Genomic DNA, 16,618 nt, shown 5'->3' with positions numbered 1-16,618 from the left:
TTTTTATTGACAAAAAATTTTTAATATATAAAATCTTAATAAATATCATATTTTTGAAATGGAGGTAGTTTCATGGATTTAAAGAATAAAGTAGCGATAGTTACTGGCGCTGGGAAGGGAATCGGTAGAGAGATTAGTCTTTTATTAGCTCAACATGGCGCCCAAATAGTCGTTGGTGACTTGAATGTAGAAGCATGTGAATCTGTCGTGAATGAAATTGAAAAGGTTGGATCAAGGGGATTAGCAGTTAAAGTAGATGTTGCCAAAAAAGAAAGTGTTGACGAGCTTTTCTCCAAGACAATTAGTCATTTTGGTGATATAGATGTGCTTGTTAATAATGCAGGAATTACACGTGATGCAATGCTTCATAAAATGACAGAAGAGCAATTTGACCAAGTGATTCAAGTACATATGAAAGGGACATTCTTATGTATGCAAGCTGCGGCACTTCATATGAGAAAACAAGAAAAGGGGAAGATTGTTAATATCTCATCCATTGCCGGTAAGGTTGGTAATATGGGGCAAGTGAATTATGCTGGCGCTAAGGCAGGAATTGTTGGCATGACGAAAGCTGCAGCAAAAGAATTAGCTAAATTCCAGGTCAATGTGAACGCCATTCAACCTGGTTTTATTGAAACAGATATGACCAAAGCCATTCCTGACAAGTTAAAGGAGTTGAAAATAGCAGAAATACCGATGCAAAAAGTAGGTCAACCGCTTGATATCGCTAAAGCTGCCGTTTTCTTAAGCTCTAATTATGCTGACTATATCACTGGGAACGTAATTGAAGTAACTGGTGGCAGATATATGTAAGCGATTGCAAAACATGAAAAATATATCGATTCATTTTTAATCTCTCTTCTCAAATCTACAAAATGATCTAACAACATCCTCAACCAAGATACATCCTGAAATACTCGCTGTTAACTTCTTTGTAAAAGACCAAACCCAATAAAAACATATGTATACCAATCTATTAGGTATGTATGACTGCTTTCATAAGGATTTCTAAAAATAAATGCATAGATGGAGGGTTATCATGTCAATTAAAAACGCTGCTGCGATTGTCGGAGTAGGTGATATTGAGCTTGAGGAAGGAAAAGTAAAAGACGGTTTATCTGTCTTGCAAATTCAAGCAATCGCAGCAAAACGAGCACTAGATGATGCAGGTTTAACAAAGTCTGATGTAGACGGTCTGTTTGTTGCTGGTCTATGGGGGGTGCCTGGTGTTGGTACATTTCCTTCTGTTGTAATGGGAGAATATTTAGGGATTGAGCCAAACTATACAGATTCTACACAGATAGGCGGTTCTTCATTTGAAGCTCATATTGGCCATGCTGCAGCTGCCATTCAAGCAGGGCTTTGTGAAGTAGCATTAATTTTATATGGAAGTACACAGAAGTCAGAGAGATCGCGATCTTTAGCAGGAAGACCACCTACCTTTACTGCACAATATGAAACACCTTTTGGCTTACCTTCACCAGCTGGTGCATACGCAATGGCGGCAAATCGTCACATGCATCAATACGGAACAACGAATGAAGACTTAGCAGAAATAGCAGTAGCAACAAGAAAGTGGGCTCAATTAAATCCATATGCGACAAAAAGGGATACGATATCCATTGAGGATGTTCTGCAATCGCCAATGATTACTGATCCTCTTCATATACTAGATTGCTGTCTTGTAACAGACGGAGCAGGGGCAGTAGTGCTTGTATCACCCGAACGGGCGAAGGATTGCCGGAAAAAACCGGTCTGGATCCTTGGCCAAGGGGAGGCACATAGTCATTGGTCTATTCAGGCGATGCCTGACTTAACAATGACATCTGCTGCGCAATCAGGTAAACGCGCGTTTGAGATGGCAGGAGTTGGCCATGATGACATTGATTTCGTTGAAATCTATGACTCTTTCACGATCACGGTGTTGCTCACATTAGAATCTTTAGGTTTTTGTAAACGTGGTGAAGGTGGCGATTTTGTGAAAAATCAACGTACAGCTCCAGGCGGTGATTTTCCGATGAATACGAACGGCGGGGGCCTTTCATATGCCCATCCAGGTATGTACGGGATTTTTTTAATTATTGAAGCGGTTAGGCAACTAAGAGGTGAGTGTGGAGAGAGACAAGTGAAAGAAGCAAAAATAGGACTTGTAAATGGAACAGGGGGAACACTTTCCTCAACATCAGTCGTCATTTTAGGGAGGGACTAAACAGATGGATAAGATAATGAAGCCATTACCAATTATTGATAATGATTCGAAGTTTTTTTGGGAAGGGTGTGAGAAAGGAAAATTATTCATACAACAATGTCAAAGCTGCTCTTTGCATATCTTTTACCCACGTATTCTATGTCCTCACTGTGGAGAGGAAAACGTTACTTGGGTAGAAGCAAGCGGAGAAGGGACGATCTATTCTTATACAATTGCGCGAAGGGCTGGTGGTCCTGCGTTTAAAGACGATTTGCCGTATTGTGTTGCCCTCATCGATCTAAAAGAAGGGGTTAGGATGATGACGAACATTATTGATACGGATATGGAAGCAATTCATTGCAATCAACAAGTAAAAGTCGTCTTTCAAAAAGTCGGAGAGATGACGCTACCCATGTTTACGCCTGTATAACTTTGTTTTCATTGGCCATATCTGGATGGGAGGTTATTACATGAAGAAAGGGAATAAAATGCTTCCATTAGTACTGCTGCTATTACTATGTTTTCTTTTAGCTGGATGTAACTCTGCTCCTCAAGCTTCGTTGCTCGCAGATGAATCGGGCCTAGCTGAGCAAATGACGTGGAGTGTTTATGATGTAGGCTCTGGTGGTTATGCAGAAATGTCGGCTATTGCGAATGTGTTGACAGAAAAATATGATACAAAGGTGAGAATGCTTCCATCTGCAAGTGGTGTTGGAAGAATGGTCCCTTTAAGGCGTGAAATTGCTTCTGTAGGCAAAGTGGGAGATGAAATTCAACTGGCATTCGAAGGAAAGGAAGAATTCACTTCAAAAAAATGGGGACCGCAAAATGTTCGAGCTTATTGGGCACCCATTAGTCAATTCGGATTTGCGGTAAGAGAAAACTCAGATATACAAACTCTCAAAGATCTAAGGGGAAAGAAAATTCCAATAATAGCTGGAAACACTTCCGTCAATTTGAAAAATGAAGCAATGCTTGCTTTCGCCGGCTTAACTTGGAATGATGTGGAGCCAGTGAAAATCACTTCCTATTCAGGACAAGGAGAAGCGCTTATCCAAGGGCAAATTGATGTTGCCGGTATTAATCCGACTGCATCTACAATGTTTGAAGCCCATAGTAAAGGTGGAATTCGTTGGTTAGAAATGGATAAAGATGACAACGGGGGATGGGCAAGAGTTGAGGAAGTGGCTGCGTGGTTATTTCCTATTAATACAAAACAAGGAGCAGGTATGGAAACAGGTATGGATGTCATGGGACATGGCTATTTAATTGGTGGATACGCAGATCAAAGTGAAGAGGCAGTTTATCAGTTTATTAAATCGTTAAATGATTCTTTCCATTTATATGGCGATGCCCTACCTAATCTAGCTCTATATAGTAAGGATGAAGTCTTAACAGAGCCAAAAGGAATTCCGTTTCATGAGGGCACAATTCGTTTCTTTAAAGAAGAAGGCTTATGGAGTGAAGAAAAACAACAAAAAAATGATCAATTAATAGAACGGTACGAAGCGTTAAATGAAGTATGGGAAAAAACGGTTGCCTACGCTGAAAAAGAAGAATTAACAGATGAGGAATTTGAAGCGCTCTGGTTACAGGAACGGGAATCTGTAAATTAGAAATGAGAGAATCATAACCATCCATTCTGATAAATGTGAGGTGAGGTTAGTCTATGGTGCAATCACGTTTAAACACTTTTTGGAAAACGATTATTATTAGCTCCACTTTAATAGGCATTTTCTTATCTGTAAACATGTTATTCTATCTTGAATTATTTGGCATAAATCCGATTCAAAATGCTTACATGATTTTATTATTAGCCTGTTTTCTCCCTTGTGCCTATCTTATGTTTCCCGGAAAGAAAACGGATCTTTCGATTAAATGGTATGATATCGCCTGTTTTTTATTATCCATGATCATTGCTATAGCCATTGGTTTGAATGGTGAACGAATTATTATTGAGGGATGGGATTGGGAGGCTCCAGTTTTACCGACCATTGCAAGTATTCTTCTATGGGGGTTAATTATTGAAGCTTTAAGAAGAACAGCCGGTCTTGTTTTAGCGATGATCTGTCTAGTAATCTCACTGTATCCTCTTATTGCTGGAATTATACCGATAGAATTGCTCCAAGGACAGTCTTATGATTTTCTTACGTTAGCGAGAAATCACATCATGAGTTCTAATAGCGTGTTTGGTATTGCTTATACAACGATTGGGAATTTATTACTAGGATTTTTAGTATTTGGTGTAGTCATTACGAAAACTGGTGGTGGTGACTTTTTCTTCAACCTCGCTCTTTCTATCTTTGGCAGAACAAGGGGGGGCTCTGCGAAGGTTGCCGTTGTAGGGAGTGCATTTTTTGGCATGTTGAGTGGTAGTGCCGTTTCGAATGCAGTGACTATAGGTGCAATGACCATACCGGCAATGAAGAAAACAGGCTATAAACCCCATTATGCAGCAGCTATTGAAGCGACAGCGTCTACAGGTGGTACCATTACGCCACCGATTATGGGTTCGGCAGCCTTTATCATGGCCTCTTTTTTAGCGGTCCCTTATTATGAAATCGCTTTAGCAGCTGCAGTCCCAGCATTTCTTTATTATCTTGGCTTATTTATTCAAATTGATGGATATGCTGCCAAAAATGGATTGAAAGGGATGTCTGCTAAGGAAATATCCTCATTCTGGAAAACGTTAAAAGAGGGTTGGTATTATATCTTTTCAATCGTAGTCATGATACTCTTCTTAGCAGTACTTAACTCAGAAGGGCAAGCACCTTATTATGCGAGTGCTGTATTGTTACTCATTGCCATGATAAAGAAATCAACGAGGATGTCAGCTAAGGATCTAGCGAATATGGTTGTGAATATAGGAAAGGTCTTAACTGATATCGTTGTTATTATTGCTGGGGTAGGCTTTATTGTTGGTGCGTTGTCTGCTACAGGTGTATCGTTTTCATTTTCTCGTGAATTAGTGGCTGCTGCTGGAGATAATACTTTCTTAATCTTAATAGGTGGAGCACTTACCTGCTTTATTTTAGGGATGGGTATGACTGTATCCGCTGTATATGTATTTTTAGCAGTTATTATGGCACCGGCACTTGTTGCGGTTGGTGTGGATCCAATAGCAGCACATTTATATGTTGTTTATTGGGCAACTGTCTCCTATATTACGCCACCAGTAGCATTAGCTGCCTTTTCGACAGCAAGTATAGCAGGAGCAAGTCCGATGAAAACAGCTTTTCAATCTGTCCAGTTAGGGTCAGTAAAGTTTATTGTCCCATTCTTCATGATTTATAATCCTGCCATATTGATTGGTCGTGGAGATCCGTGGGATACGGTCCTTAGTATAGTTGTTGCAGTCGTAGGGATTGCTTGCATTTCCTTTGCTCTGGAAGGCTATCTTGTGGGAGCTGGCATTTTAGTTATGGCAGAGCGAATCATTTTATTTGTTGCTGGTCTGATGATGTTTGTCCCAATGTGGTCATTTATTATCGCTGGAACCGTGATAGCTGTCTGTCTTTATGTACTTAAATGGCGAAGAAAAAGAAGTAAATATAATCAAGGCAATGAACTGGAGGTATAACGAATGGATAAAAATGAAGCGATACAAAAATTTCTTCACCCACAATCAATCGCCATTGTAGGCGTATCAAAAGATTTCACATCCATTAGTGGTAAACCGATCAAAAACCTTATTCAGCATCAATATAAAGGGAATATTTATCCTGTAAACCCTAAATATGAAGAAATTGGTGGTTATAAGTGTTACCCTTCTTTAGTTGAAATTCCTGACTCCGTTGATGTCGCATTAATAGCTGTTTCAGCTAAAAGAATGTTATCCATCATCGATCAATGTAAACAAAAAGCAATTAGAAGTATCGTTCTTTTTGGCTCAGGTTTTGCAGAAATAGGAGAAGAAGGTTCAAATCTACAGAATGAAGTGTTAGAAAAGGCGAAGGAAGCGAATATTCATATTCTTGGCCCCAACTGTGTCGGCTTATTAAATGTTCATTTATCACTACCAATGGGGTTTGCTACCTCGTTTGAAACAGATCGGCCATTTATTTCTGGACCAGTAGGGTTTGCTTCTCAAAGTGGAGCGATAGGCTTTTCATTATTCGGGATGGCACAAGAAGAGAATATAGGATTCTCCTATGTGGTGAATACGGGAAATCAGATGGATATTACGACACTTGATGTCATGAGTTATATGGTAAAGGATGAGCAAACATCAATCATTACTGGTTATTTAGAAAGTATTCCAGACGGAGAACAATTCATTCGATTAGCGAAAGCCGCAAAAGAAAAAGATAAACCACTCATCATGTTGAAAGCTGGAAGGTCAAAATTAGGACAGAAAGCGGCTTTATCGCATACAGCCTCAATGACTGGTTCTGACGAAACGTATCAAGCAATCGCCAAACAATATGGCATTATTACAGTGAATGATATTGATGATTTAATCACAACAGTCAAAGTCTTTTTAAATCACAAAAGGGCAGCTGGAAATAGAGTGGTAACGATTTCTAATTCTGGAGCTGCAGGTATCGCAATGGCTGATTATAGTGAAGATTTGCAGCTTAATATGATTACGTTGGCTGAAGAAACGAAGAGAAAAGTGGCAGATTTAATCCCTACTTACGGATCTGCAATGAATCCGATTGATGTGACTGCGCAAAGTTTAAAAGAACAACATATTCTAACCGATACATTGAAAATCTTATTAGAAGATACAACAATAGACAGCATTGTTTTTCAAACGACATTTGGAGGCGAATTAGGCTTTAATATTTGCAAAGCAATAGCGGAAATAGACGCGAAAACAGATAAACCGATACTCGTGACGATTACTGGCACAGATGAATTAACAGGAAAAGGAAGAAGGTATTTACAACAAAATAATATCCCAGTATATAAAACATCTTATGAAACGATGGTTGCACTAAGTTTACTAGTACAATATTCAACAAAGACTGTTAATGATGTTCAGGTAGCTGGTGAAAACATTTATCATACTGATGAAATAAAAGAACGAATTTGGACTGAAGTGAAGGTTAAACATCTATTAACAAGCTTTGGCATCCGTACACCTAAAGGCGTACTCATCAATAAGGTAGATGAGATAGAGACTATGAAAGTAGACTGGGATATTCCTAAGGTGTGCAAAGTCATTTCTTCCGATATTCTTCATAAAACGGATGCAGGTGGTGTTATTGTTAATATACAGAATGAACAAGAATTAGCGTTAGCGGTTAAGGAGATAACAGAAAGTGTAAAGAAATATGATAAAGAAGCACAGATAGATGGCTTTCTTGTGGAAGAGATGGTTAAGCAAGAAGGTGTAGAATTTTTCATTGGCGTGAAAGAGGATCCTCAATTTGGTGCGATTATTGTCTGTGGGCTAGGAGGGATATTTATTGAAGTATTTAAAGATGTATCGCTAAGAAAAGCTCCAGTCAGTGAGGAAGACGCAATTGAGATGCTAATGGAATTAAAAGGTTATGCCGTTTTGCAAGGAGTTAGGGGAAAAGGCAGTCATGACATTCAGGCATTAGCTCGAGCGATAGAGAAGATATCCCATTTTGCTGCTAATCAAAATGGTAGATTAAAAGAGATGGATATCAACCCTCTGATTGTGCTTGAAGAAGGAGAAGGTGTGCTTGCCCTAGATGGTGTCATCGTTTGGGATGAAAAAATTGATCATTTAATAGAATCCTTATGAATGGAGAAGTCTCTATTATGAAGAATGAATACTTACAATGGCTAGAAAAGGAGTTTAATACATCTCCTTATTGGCAGCTTCTTGGTATTACAATGGATGAATTGGAAGCAGGGAGAGCGCGCATTAAGATGTCAGTACAAAAACAACATTTAAACTCTAATGGTGTGGTTCATGGAGGCGCAACTGCCTCCTTATTGGATTCGGTTATAGGTGTCACTATTCGGTCAATGAAAGATGTTAAAGTGGCGACGATTTCATTAACAACTCAATTTCTCGCCCCTGTTAAAGAAGGGATCTTGTATGCAGAAGCGAAAATGATACATGAAGGAAGAAGAATCCAATATGTTGAGTCTATCCTTACTCAGGAAGATGGAAGTGTTGTTGCCAAAGCGCTAGGTACCTTTTCTATTAAACAGCGGATAAGTTAGGAGGTGGATTTATGGATGAGTCTATTAAAGTACCTCAACCGGAACCGATAAAAGGTGGCATGCCAGAACCGACAGAAATCAATTATTTCTTATCAGATCCCCATATTCATTTTTTATTAGCACACTATGTAAACGATGATTATCAATTAGTTAAAGATAAGTTAATTGAGTTAGGGGATAGAGCAAATAATGAAATCGATCCGCTTTCGAGAGAGGCGGACAGACATCCACCAACATTAACAATGTATGATAAGCGTGGACAACGAATAAACGATGTTAATTATCATTCATCCTATTCACGTCTCGAGGAAATCGGTTATGAAGAATTCGGCTTGGTTGCCATGAGTCATCGCAGCGGTGTCATGGGGGCTGAAACGGCTTTTAATAAAGTGATGAAATACACTTTTTGGTATGTATTTGCTCAAGCTGAATTTGGTTTATGTTGTCCGATGAGTATGACAGACTCAGCGGCGAAGATTTTGGAGGATTATGGAAGTGTAAAACTAAAGAAAGAATACTTACCCCATTTAATTAGCACGAAGAGTGATAGAATGACAGCTGCTCAATTTATGACAGAAAAGCAAGGCGGCTCGGATGTGGGTGCCAATTCAGTCAGAGCAGAAGCTAATGGAGATTCATGGTTAATCACGGGGGATAAATGGTTTTGTTCAAATGTTAGTGCTGATGTAGCACTTGTATTAGCGAGACCAACAGGTGCAAAAGAAGGAACAAAAGGGTTGGCCATGTTCTTAGTACCAAGAATCTTGCCTAGTGGAGAAAGAAATCATTATACGATCAATAAATTAAAAGATAAATTAGGGACAAAAGGAATGGCTTCAGGAGAAGTAACTTTTAAGCGGGCGACTGGTTACTTAGTTGGGGAACTTGATCATGGGTTTAAACAAATGATGTCAATGGTCAACGCTTCAAGGTTATCAAATAGTGTCCGTTCTACAGGTCTCATCAGGCGCTCTTATTTAGAAGCCTTATACACAACTAGAGGACGTATCGCATTTAAAAAACCATTAGCCAAACTTCCTCTCATGCAGAAACAATTATTTGAAATGATGCTAACATCGGAAGTGGCGACATCCATCTCACTATACACGGCACATACCTTTGATTTGACCGAAACTAAAAAGGATGAGAAAGCAAAAACGATGCTAAGATTGTTAACACCTTTGTTAAAAGGTGTAATATGCAAACAAGCAAGAGTGATTGCAGGTGAATCAATGGAAATGAGAGGCGGCAATGGATATATTGAAGAATGGGTAAATGCTAAACTTGTACGTGATGCACATTTAGGGTCAATATGGGAAGGTACGACGAATATTGTTGCGCTGGATGTTTTAAGAGCAATTACAAAAAATAAGGCAAATACTGTGTTAATACAAACAATGAAAACGATTTTAAATGAAGTGACGTTTGTTAATTTTATCCCATTGAGAAAGAAGTTATTAACTAATATGCATCTATTAGAGGAAGATCTTAATCTAATAGGGCAAGTTAGCCCTACAGAAGTAGAAATGGAAGCTATTTCTATCATGCATCGCATTTATTTTTTATTAGCGAATTGCTTATTGTTGAAAGAAGCTGAAATTGAAACAAAGGAAACAAGCAGTTATAGAAAATATTTTAATGCTTGTTATTATTATCATCTGCATATCCAAAATAGTAAAAGTCGCTGTTTTCACCAAAGTGTATGGCAATGGGGAGAAGATGTTATCAATTGGGTGACTATCCCCAAATCAGCGATCTCTCATTTTAATGAGCAATTAAGTAAATAGAAAATTCTAAAAAATATTGCAATTGAAAATTGGATACAGTATCCTATAGATAACCATTTTTATAAGTAGGGTGAAGACGAACGACAACTTGTGAGAAAAAGCGAGAAGCTTCGTTGTTTTCCCCCCTAGCAAACCATTAAAAATATCACTTAAAGGAACATGTTACTATGCATTTCCACAAAGAACATCTACGAACATTTGGCGAAAAATGAGCAGGTATTCGTCTCCATTTCTTTAATGAATCATACTAAACCAACAAGAATATTAAGGGCAACTATGTCAATGATTGAGTATGAATTAAATGCTCTTTTTACAGCAAAAAAGGAGGATATAAATGAAAGTTGAGACATATGAAACGATTGACCTAAAAAAAACCCATCATAATCAAATTGCTATCTTACGTTTAAACCGTCCACAATCAATGAATGCATTGAACACTAGAATGGCAAGTGAGATTGTATCAAGTTTAGAAACCTTAAAATATGATCCAGATTTACGTGTTATTATTTTAACTGCAGAGGGGGATAAAAGCTTTTGTGTTGGAGCTGATTTAAAAGAGCGAAACGGAATGAGCCAAAGTGACTGGAAAAAACAACATGATATTTTTGAAAGAGTGACAGAATTAATTCGTGAGTTTCCTTTTCCCATTATTTGTGCTGTAAATGGTTATGCGCTAGGCGGAGGTATGGAGATTGCATTAAGCTGTGATATGCGCACAGCAAATGAAAACGCTTCATTCGGTTTGCCTGAAGCGAAACTCGGTCTCATACCAGGGATAGGTGGTACACAAATGGCCGTAAGAGTATTACCACTTGCAATAGCTAAAGAAATTTTATTTACAGGTAAAAGAATCAGTGCTACAGAAGCTGAGAAATATGGACTCGTGAATAAAGTTTGTCGAGAAGAAAACTTATTAGAAGAGACAATTAAGTTGGCATCAGAAATTGCAGAGAACGCGCCACTTTCATTAAAGGCATTAAAGAAAGTTGTTAATAAAGGAGCAGATTCCGATTTATCTACGGGAATCGCACTAGAATTAGAAGCATATTATCGTTGTGCTAATTCTAACGATCGTCTAGAAGGAATTTATGCTTTTAATGAAAAAAGAAAACCACAATGGCAAGGAAAATAAAGGAGGGTAAAAATGGCACAGACGAAAGTCAATACTGAACATGACATGATTAGGAAAAGTGTGAAAAGTTTATGTGAGAGATTTCCGGAAACGTATTGGCAAGAAACGGATGAAAGGGGAGAATATCCAACAAGTTTCGTTCAAGCCTTAACAGATGAGGGGTGGCTTTCAGTTCTTATTCCAGAACAATATGGCGGAGCTGGTTTGGGAATGACAGAAGCGAGTATTGTATTAGAAGAAATTAATCGCTCAGGCGGGAATGCGGGTGCTTGCCACGCACAGATGTATACAATGGGTGCAATATTAAGGCATGGTAGTGAAGAACAAAAACAGAGATTTCTCCCAAAAATAGCCAGTGGTGAAGCAAGACTCCAGGCATTTGGAATTACGGAACCAACAGCTGGCAGTGATACAACTAGTATTGAAACTTTTGCCCACAAAGAAGGAGATAAATATATAGTTAACGGACAAAAAATTTGGACATCTAGAGCTGAGCATTCTGATTTGATGCTACTTCTAGCAAGAACAACACCAAAAGAAGCTGTAGCGAAGAAAACTGATGGCTTAAGTTTATTCATACTAGATATGAAAGAACAACACGATAAAATAACCATTCGTCCGATTGATACAATGATTAATCATGCAACAACAGAAGTATTCTTTGAAAATGCGGAAATTCCAGTAGAAAACTTAATTGGCGAAGAAGGTAAAGGGTTTAAATATGTTCTTAGTGGAATGAATGCGGAGAGAATATTAATTGCCTCAGAATCTGTTGGAGATGGCTTATACTTTATAGATCGCTCAGTACAGTATGCTAATGAACGTGTAGTATTCAATCGTCCTATTGGAAAGAATCAAGGTGTACAATTTCCGATTGCTAAGGCATTTATGGAAATAGAAGCCGCAAAGCTAATGAGAGATAGGGCGGCTGATTTATTTGATGAGGGAGTCAATTGCGGTGCAGAAGCAAATATGGCTAAATACCTTACTTCCGAAGCGACATGGAATGCAGCAAATGCGGCAATGGATACTTACGGTGGCTATGGTTTTGCTAAAGAATATAATATTGAACGGAAATTTAGAGAAGCGAGATTATTTAAGGTTGCCCCAATTGCCAATAATTTAGTATTAAGCTTTGTCGGACAGCATGTATTAGGATTACCAAGGTCTTATTAACTTGTACCATTTCTTTTACTACAGGGAGGGATAAGGATGACGGGACCTTTAGCAGGCATGAGAGTCATTGATGTCACAACCAATATTTCCGGTCCAACTTTAACAATGATTCTAGCGGACTTAGGTGCAGAAATTATTAAAATTGAACGTCCGGGTACGGGAGATGACGCCAGGGGGATGGGGCCATTTATGAGTGGTGAAGGCGTATATTTTCTTCATATTAATCGCAATAAAGAGTCGGTTGTCATCGACCTTAAGAAACAAGATGGGAAACAAATCGTATATGATCTTGTCAAATCGGCAGATATATTCGTTGAGAACTTCCGGCAGGGAAAAGCAGAGCAAATGGGATTAGGTTATGCTAAATTGAAAGCAATAAACAATCAAATCATCTATTGCTCATTATCAGCATATGGCCAAAGTGGACCGCAAAAATTGCAACCGGGCTATGATGCTATTGCTCAAGCTGAAACAGGTATCATGGGCATCAATGGAGCCAAAGACGCTGAATTAGCGAGAGTACCTGTCTCTATTTTAGATCAAGGAAGTGCAATGTGGGGGGCAATTGGTATTCTATCTGCACTTTTGCATCGAAATCATACAGGTGAAGGGCAATTTGTTTCTACTTCTTTATATGAAACCGGTTTATTTTGGAGTAGTTATCATATGCTTTCCTTTTTAGCGACAGGAGAAGAACCACAGAAAAACGGCTCTGGTCACACGGCATTTGCTCCTTATGGTGCTTACTTGGCAAGTGATACGTATATCATGATTGGCATTTCCAATCAATCGCTATTTGAAAGATTATGTCGGGTTTTAAATAGTATGGAGTGGCTATCAGATCAGCGATTTTTAGATAATAAAAATCGTGTGGAAAACCAATACATCTTAAAAGAAAACATAGAACTGATACTTCAAAGGGAAACGGCTGATTATTGGGTGACGGAATTAAGCGCGGCAGGGATCCCAAGTTCCAAAGTAAAAAAAATATCGGAAGTCATTGATGCAAAACAGACAGAAGCCCTTGGCATGTGGCAACAAGTAACACATGATACAATTGAAGATTTACGTCTACCAAGACTACCTTTTCATCTAAGTAAATCTACACCTGAGGTGAAAATGGCATCGCCAAAACTAGGGGAAAATACTGATTGTGTCCTACAATCATTAGGCTATACGCAAGAAAGAATAGCAGAGCTTTCAACTAGCCAAGTTATTGGGGCTTATGAAAAAAAACTGAAAAACAGATAAACCATTTATGAGCTCTTCTATTATTGTGGTAAGACATTTATAGGAGAGCTTTTCTTGTGGTTCAACTAACGCGTAAATAGTACAACTGTTTTTCATCTACAATATCAAAAAGTTGAAGAAAAGATTTGTTTGATGAATATTACATATGAAGTGGGGATATTTTCATCAACTACGATAAATAATTCTTTTCATGAGAAAGATATCTGCTATAATAGTTGTAATACTGAAACGTTTTAATTGAAGAAAGAGTCAAAATTATAAATGAACGATTGAAAGAGGGCTAGTAAATAGGGATTGGCATGAAAGAGAGTGGAATTTATCAGCTGAAAGATTCCACCATGATTCAACCTATTGAACCTGCCTCTTTAGTCTGGTGAAAACCATCAGCGGTGATTGAGACGTTAACTCATGAAAGTGGAATGTTTAAAAGAGAGCATTCAATTAAGGTGGTACCGCGAAACCTAACTCGTCCTTATGTATTAAGGCTTGAGTTAGGTTTTTTATTTTTTAAAAAACTAGACTGAGACATCACTACATGGGTGTTCGTGCTCTTAAAAGGAATGAATCATATGGGGAAGAAAAGAATGATCGTTAAAATTGGCAGCAGTTCATTAACGAATGAAAGGGGAGAGATTGACCGCTATAAATTTACCGATCATATATTAGCACTTGCAAAAATACAGAAAATGGGCCATGAAGTGATTGTCGTATCCTCGGGAGCAGTAGCAGCAGGTTTTAGAAAACTAGGTTATTCTTCCCGTCCCATTACATTAAAAGGGAAACAAGCTGCGGCTGCTATCGGTCAAGGATTATTAATTCAAAGTTACATGGAAGCCTTATTAAAATTTGACACCCTGGCAGCGCAAATTTTACTGACTCGATCCGACTTTAACAATCAAGTGCGCTTTAGAAATGCGTACGATACGATTATGGAACTGTTAGATCGTAAAGTCATACCGATTATTAACGAAAATGACACTGTTTCTATTGAGGAATTGACTTTCGGGGATAATGATATGTTATCAGCACTCGTTAGCGGGCTTGTTCATGCTGATTTACTTGTGATTTTAACAGATATTAATGGCTTATATGATCAAAACCCGTTTAAGTATCCAAATGCCAGCCGAATTGACTTCTTAAATGAAATTACTGATGTGCAAATGAAAGCGACAGATGGTGCGGGCTCTAAAGTTGGAACTGGCGGCATGTACTCAAAGTTGAATGCTGCTAAAACAGCTATGGAATTAAACGTCCCGGTTTTTATCGGTACTGGTAAAGGTGAAGACAAACTTATAAGCATCCTTAATGGAAATGGAGACGGTACATATCTTTCTAATCAGCAAATGAAAAATATTAATACAAAACGGCAATGGATTGCCCTTCATTCGACGGTCAAAGGAAAAATCTATGTGGATAAAGGAGCCGAACAAGCACTTGTACATGGTGGTGGAAGTCTATTATCACCTGGAATTGTTAAAATTGATGGAAGTTTTCTTTCGGGTGAGGTGGTTGAAGTGAGGTTTGAAAATCAACTAATTGCTAGGGGAGAAGTAAGTTGTTCTAGTCAATATCTCACGCAAACATCACATGAGAAAAAACGAATTAAAGAAGTGATTCATCGTGATAAATTAGTTTTAGAATCGAATAGGAGTGAAGGGAAATGACAAGTGAAGTATATGAAAAAGGTAAATTAGCAAAAAAAGCGAGCTATCGTTTAAGTGGCGCTACGACAGCGGAAAAAAATCAAGCATTAAACGCCATTGCCAATCAATTAATAGAAGATCAAGAGGAAATCCGTTTAGCCAATGAAAAAGATATAAGGATGGCGCGTGGCCACATGAGTGACAGTATGATTGATCGTCTTATGTTAGATGAGTCTAGAATAATAGCAATGGCACAAGCGGTCACTGATATCGCACAACTTGACGATCCTATACATCGTGTATTGCAGACAATAAAAAAAGAAAATGGCCTACTTATTCAACAAAAGTCAGTCCCACTTGGTGTTATAGGTATGATTTACGAGGCAAGACCTAACGTAACCATTGATGCTGCTTCACTAGCTTTAAAGACAAATAATTGTGTAATTTTACGAGGGAGTAAAACGGCTCTACATAGTAATCGTGCGCTTGTCCAAACTGTTCATCGCGCATTACAATCGACGGAGCTACCAATTGATAGTGTCTTATTAATTGAAGATACGAGTAGAGAAGCTGCCAAAGAATTATTTCATCTTCATACATTTCTCGATGTGCTTATCCCCAGAGGTGGCAAAGGATTGATTGATACTGTTGTACGTGAGGCATCCGTGCCGGTTATTGAAACAGGTGCAGGTAATTGCCATATGTATATTGATGAGTTTGCGGAATTAGAAATGGCGAAGAAAGTAGTATTAAATGCGAAGAAACAAAGACCTTCTGTTTGCAATAGTATCGAATCTCTTTTGATTCATACTCATTGGTTGGAAAAATACGGGGGAGAATTTTTAGCTTACATGGAGAACGAGGGAATTGAAATGGTTGGAGATCAATATGTGAAAGACTTTCTTCCTCACATCGAATTAGCCACTACAGAAGATTTTCACAGTGAGTTTCTATGCTTAAAAATGAGCGTTAAAACAGTTGCCTCTGTTGAAGACGCCATTACTCATATTCGTCAGTATGGGACAAAGCATTCAGAAGCAATTATAACGGAAAATAATAGTCGAGCAGAAACCTTTATGAATCATGTAGATGCTGCTGCTGTTTATCATAATGCTTCAACAAGATTTACAGATGGATTTGAATTTGGTTTTGGCGCTGAGATTGGCATTAGCACACAAAAAATGCATGTGCGTGGACCAATGGGATTAAAAGCACTAACATCAAGTAAATATTTTATTGAAGGTAATGGACAAATAAGAGAATAATTGTTAGCTAAAAGTTAAAGGAATTTTGC

The 16,618-nt window shown here is 38.3% G+C and carries 13 protein-coding genes; all 13 read left to right on the top strand.

All coding sequences use genetic code 11. The annotated features are described in order from the left end of the window. Nucleotides 1–72 precede the first annotated feature (72 nt). The 13 genes from fabG to MKX29_RS21360 all read left to right on the top strand — a co-directional run bounded on the left by fabG (nucleotide 73) and on the right by MKX29_RS21360 (nucleotide 16,589). The gene (gene fabG / locus MKX29_RS21420; RefSeq protein ID WP_281202471.1) at nucleotides 73–813 is read left to right on the top strand and encodes a 3-oxoacyl-ACP reductase FabG; all 741 of its coding nucleotides are present in this window, start codon (nucleotides 73–75) and stop codon (nucleotides 811–813) included. Nucleotides 814–1,039: 226 nt separating this feature from the next. Then, nucleotides 1,040–2,209 (top strand): acetyl-CoA acetyltransferase, encoded by a 1,170-nt coding sequence (locus tag MKX29_RS21415; RefSeq protein WP_281202472.1) that lies wholly within the window; start codon nucleotides 1,040–1,042, stop codon nucleotides 2,207–2,209. Nucleotides 2,210–2,213: 4 nt separating this feature from the next. After that, the gene (locus tag MKX29_RS21410) at nucleotides 2,214–2,618 is read left to right on the top strand and encodes a Zn-ribbon domain-containing OB-fold protein (RefSeq protein ID WP_251161559.1); all 405 of its coding nucleotides are present in this window, start codon (nucleotides 2,214–2,216) and stop codon (nucleotides 2,616–2,618) included. A 40-nt stretch (nucleotides 2,619–2,658) separates the two neighbouring features. Beyond that, the gene (locus MKX29_RS21405) at nucleotides 2,659–3,804 is read left to right on the top strand and encodes a TAXI family TRAP transporter solute-binding subunit (RefSeq protein WP_341107653.1); all 1,146 of its coding nucleotides are present in this window, start codon (nucleotides 2,659–2,661) and stop codon (nucleotides 3,802–3,804) included. A gap of 53 nt (nucleotides 3,805–3,857) precedes the next feature. After that, nucleotides 3,858–5,768, top strand: a complete 1,911-nt coding sequence (locus MKX29_RS21400) for a TRAP transporter permease (protein WP_341107650.1) — start codon at nucleotides 3,858–3,860, stop codon at nucleotides 5,766–5,768. Nucleotides 5,769–5,771: 3 nt separating this feature from the next. Continuing rightward, nucleotides 5,772–7,907, top strand: a complete 2,136-nt coding sequence (locus tag MKX29_RS21395) for an acetate--CoA ligase family protein (RefSeq protein ID WP_341107648.1) — start codon at nucleotides 5,772–5,774, stop codon at nucleotides 7,905–7,907. A gap of 17 nt (nucleotides 7,908–7,924) precedes the next feature. Continuing rightward, the gene (locus MKX29_RS21390; protein ID WP_180316969.1) at nucleotides 7,925–8,335 is read left to right on the top strand and encodes a PaaI family thioesterase; all 411 of its coding nucleotides are present in this window, start codon (nucleotides 7,925–7,927) and stop codon (nucleotides 8,333–8,335) included. Nucleotides 8,336–8,346: 11 nt separating this feature from the next. After that, entirely contained in the window at nucleotides 8,347–10,122 is a 1,776-nt protein-coding gene (locus MKX29_RS21385) for an acyl-CoA dehydrogenase family protein (RefSeq protein WP_341107646.1), read from the top strand. 334 nt (nucleotides 10,123–10,456) lie between these two features. After that, complete coding sequence (locus tag MKX29_RS21380; RefSeq protein WP_224936385.1) at nucleotides 10,457–11,254, top strand: enoyl-CoA hydratase/isomerase family protein; 798 nt, start codon at nucleotides 10,457–10,459, stop codon at nucleotides 11,252–11,254. A gap of 12 nt (nucleotides 11,255–11,266) precedes the next feature. Then, nucleotides 11,267–12,430, top strand: a complete 1,164-nt coding sequence (locus MKX29_RS21375; protein ID WP_224936386.1) for an acyl-CoA dehydrogenase family protein — start codon at nucleotides 11,267–11,269, stop codon at nucleotides 12,428–12,430. A 36-nt stretch (nucleotides 12,431–12,466) separates the two neighbouring features. Beyond that, nucleotides 12,467–13,681 (top strand): CaiB/BaiF CoA transferase family protein, encoded by a 1,215-nt coding sequence (locus MKX29_RS21370; RefSeq protein WP_251161566.1) that lies wholly within the window; start codon nucleotides 12,467–12,469, stop codon nucleotides 13,679–13,681. A 569-nt stretch (nucleotides 13,682–14,250) separates the two neighbouring features. After that, nucleotides 14,251–15,345, top strand: coding sequence for a glutamate 5-kinase (gene proB, locus MKX29_RS21365; protein ID WP_251161567.1), 1,095 nt, complete (start codon nucleotides 14,251–14,253; stop codon nucleotides 15,343–15,345). Next, nucleotides 15,342–16,589, top strand: a complete 1,248-nt coding sequence (locus MKX29_RS21360; RefSeq protein WP_341107640.1) for a glutamate-5-semialdehyde dehydrogenase — start codon at nucleotides 15,342–15,344, stop codon at nucleotides 16,587–16,589. The genes proB and MKX29_RS21360 overlap by 4 nt, the downstream gene beginning before the upstream one ends. The last annotated feature ends 29 nt before the right edge of the window (nucleotides 16,590–16,618 follow it).

The organism is Cytobacillus sp. FSL R7-0696 (assembly GCF_038006865.1).
In the GTDB taxonomy this organism is placed as follows: Bacteria; Bacillota; Bacilli; order Bacillales; family Cytobacillaceae; genus Cytobacillus; species Cytobacillus kochii.
This window is presented reverse-complemented; position numbering and strand designations above follow the sequence as displayed.

What these genes read in the sequence shown, in the direction of transcription:
- MKX29_RS21370 (WP_251161566.1), top strand. Translation starts at nt 12,467, where the DNA reads ATGACGGGACCTTTAGCAGGCATGAGAGTCATTGATGTCACAACCAAT.
- MKX29_RS21400 (WP_341107650.1), top strand. Translation starts at nt 3,858, where the DNA reads ATGGTGCAATCACGTTTAAACACTTTTTGGAAAACGATTATTATTAGC.
- MKX29_RS21375 (WP_224936386.1), top strand. Translation starts at nt 11,267, where the DNA reads ATGGCACAGACGAAAGTCAATACTGAACATGACATGATTAGGAAAAGT.
- proB (WP_251161567.1), top strand. Translation starts at nt 14,251, where the DNA reads ATGGGGAAGAAAAGAATGATCGTTAAAATTGGCAGCAGTTCATTAACG.
- MKX29_RS21380 (WP_224936385.1), top strand. Translation starts at nt 10,457, where the DNA reads ATGAAAGTTGAGACATATGAAACGATTGACCTAAAAAAAACCCATCAT.
- MKX29_RS21405 (WP_341107653.1), top strand. Translation starts at nt 2,659, where the DNA reads ATGAAGAAAGGGAATAAAATGCTTCCATTAGTACTGCTGCTATTACTA.
- MKX29_RS21390 (WP_180316969.1), top strand. Translation starts at nt 7,925, where the DNA reads ATGAAGAATGAATACTTACAATGGCTAGAAAAGGAGTTTAATACATCT.
- MKX29_RS21395 (WP_341107648.1), top strand. Translation starts at nt 5,772, where the DNA reads ATGGATAAAAATGAAGCGATACAAAAATTTCTTCACCCACAATCAATC.
- MKX29_RS21410 (WP_251161559.1), top strand. Translation starts at nt 2,214, where the DNA reads ATGGATAAGATAATGAAGCCATTACCAATTATTGATAATGATTCGAAG.
- MKX29_RS21360 (WP_341107640.1), top strand. Translation starts at nt 15,342, where the DNA reads ATGACAAGTGAAGTATATGAAAAAGGTAAATTAGCAAAAAAAGCGAGC.
- fabG (WP_281202471.1), top strand. Translation starts at nt 73, where the DNA reads ATGGATTTAAAGAATAAAGTAGCGATAGTTACTGGCGCTGGGAAGGGA.
- MKX29_RS21415 (WP_281202472.1), top strand. Translation starts at nt 1,040, where the DNA reads ATGTCAATTAAAAACGCTGCTGCGATTGTCGGAGTAGGTGATATTGAG.
- MKX29_RS21385 (WP_341107646.1), top strand. Translation starts at nt 8,347, where the DNA reads ATGGATGAGTCTATTAAAGTACCTCAACCGGAACCGATAAAAGGTGGC.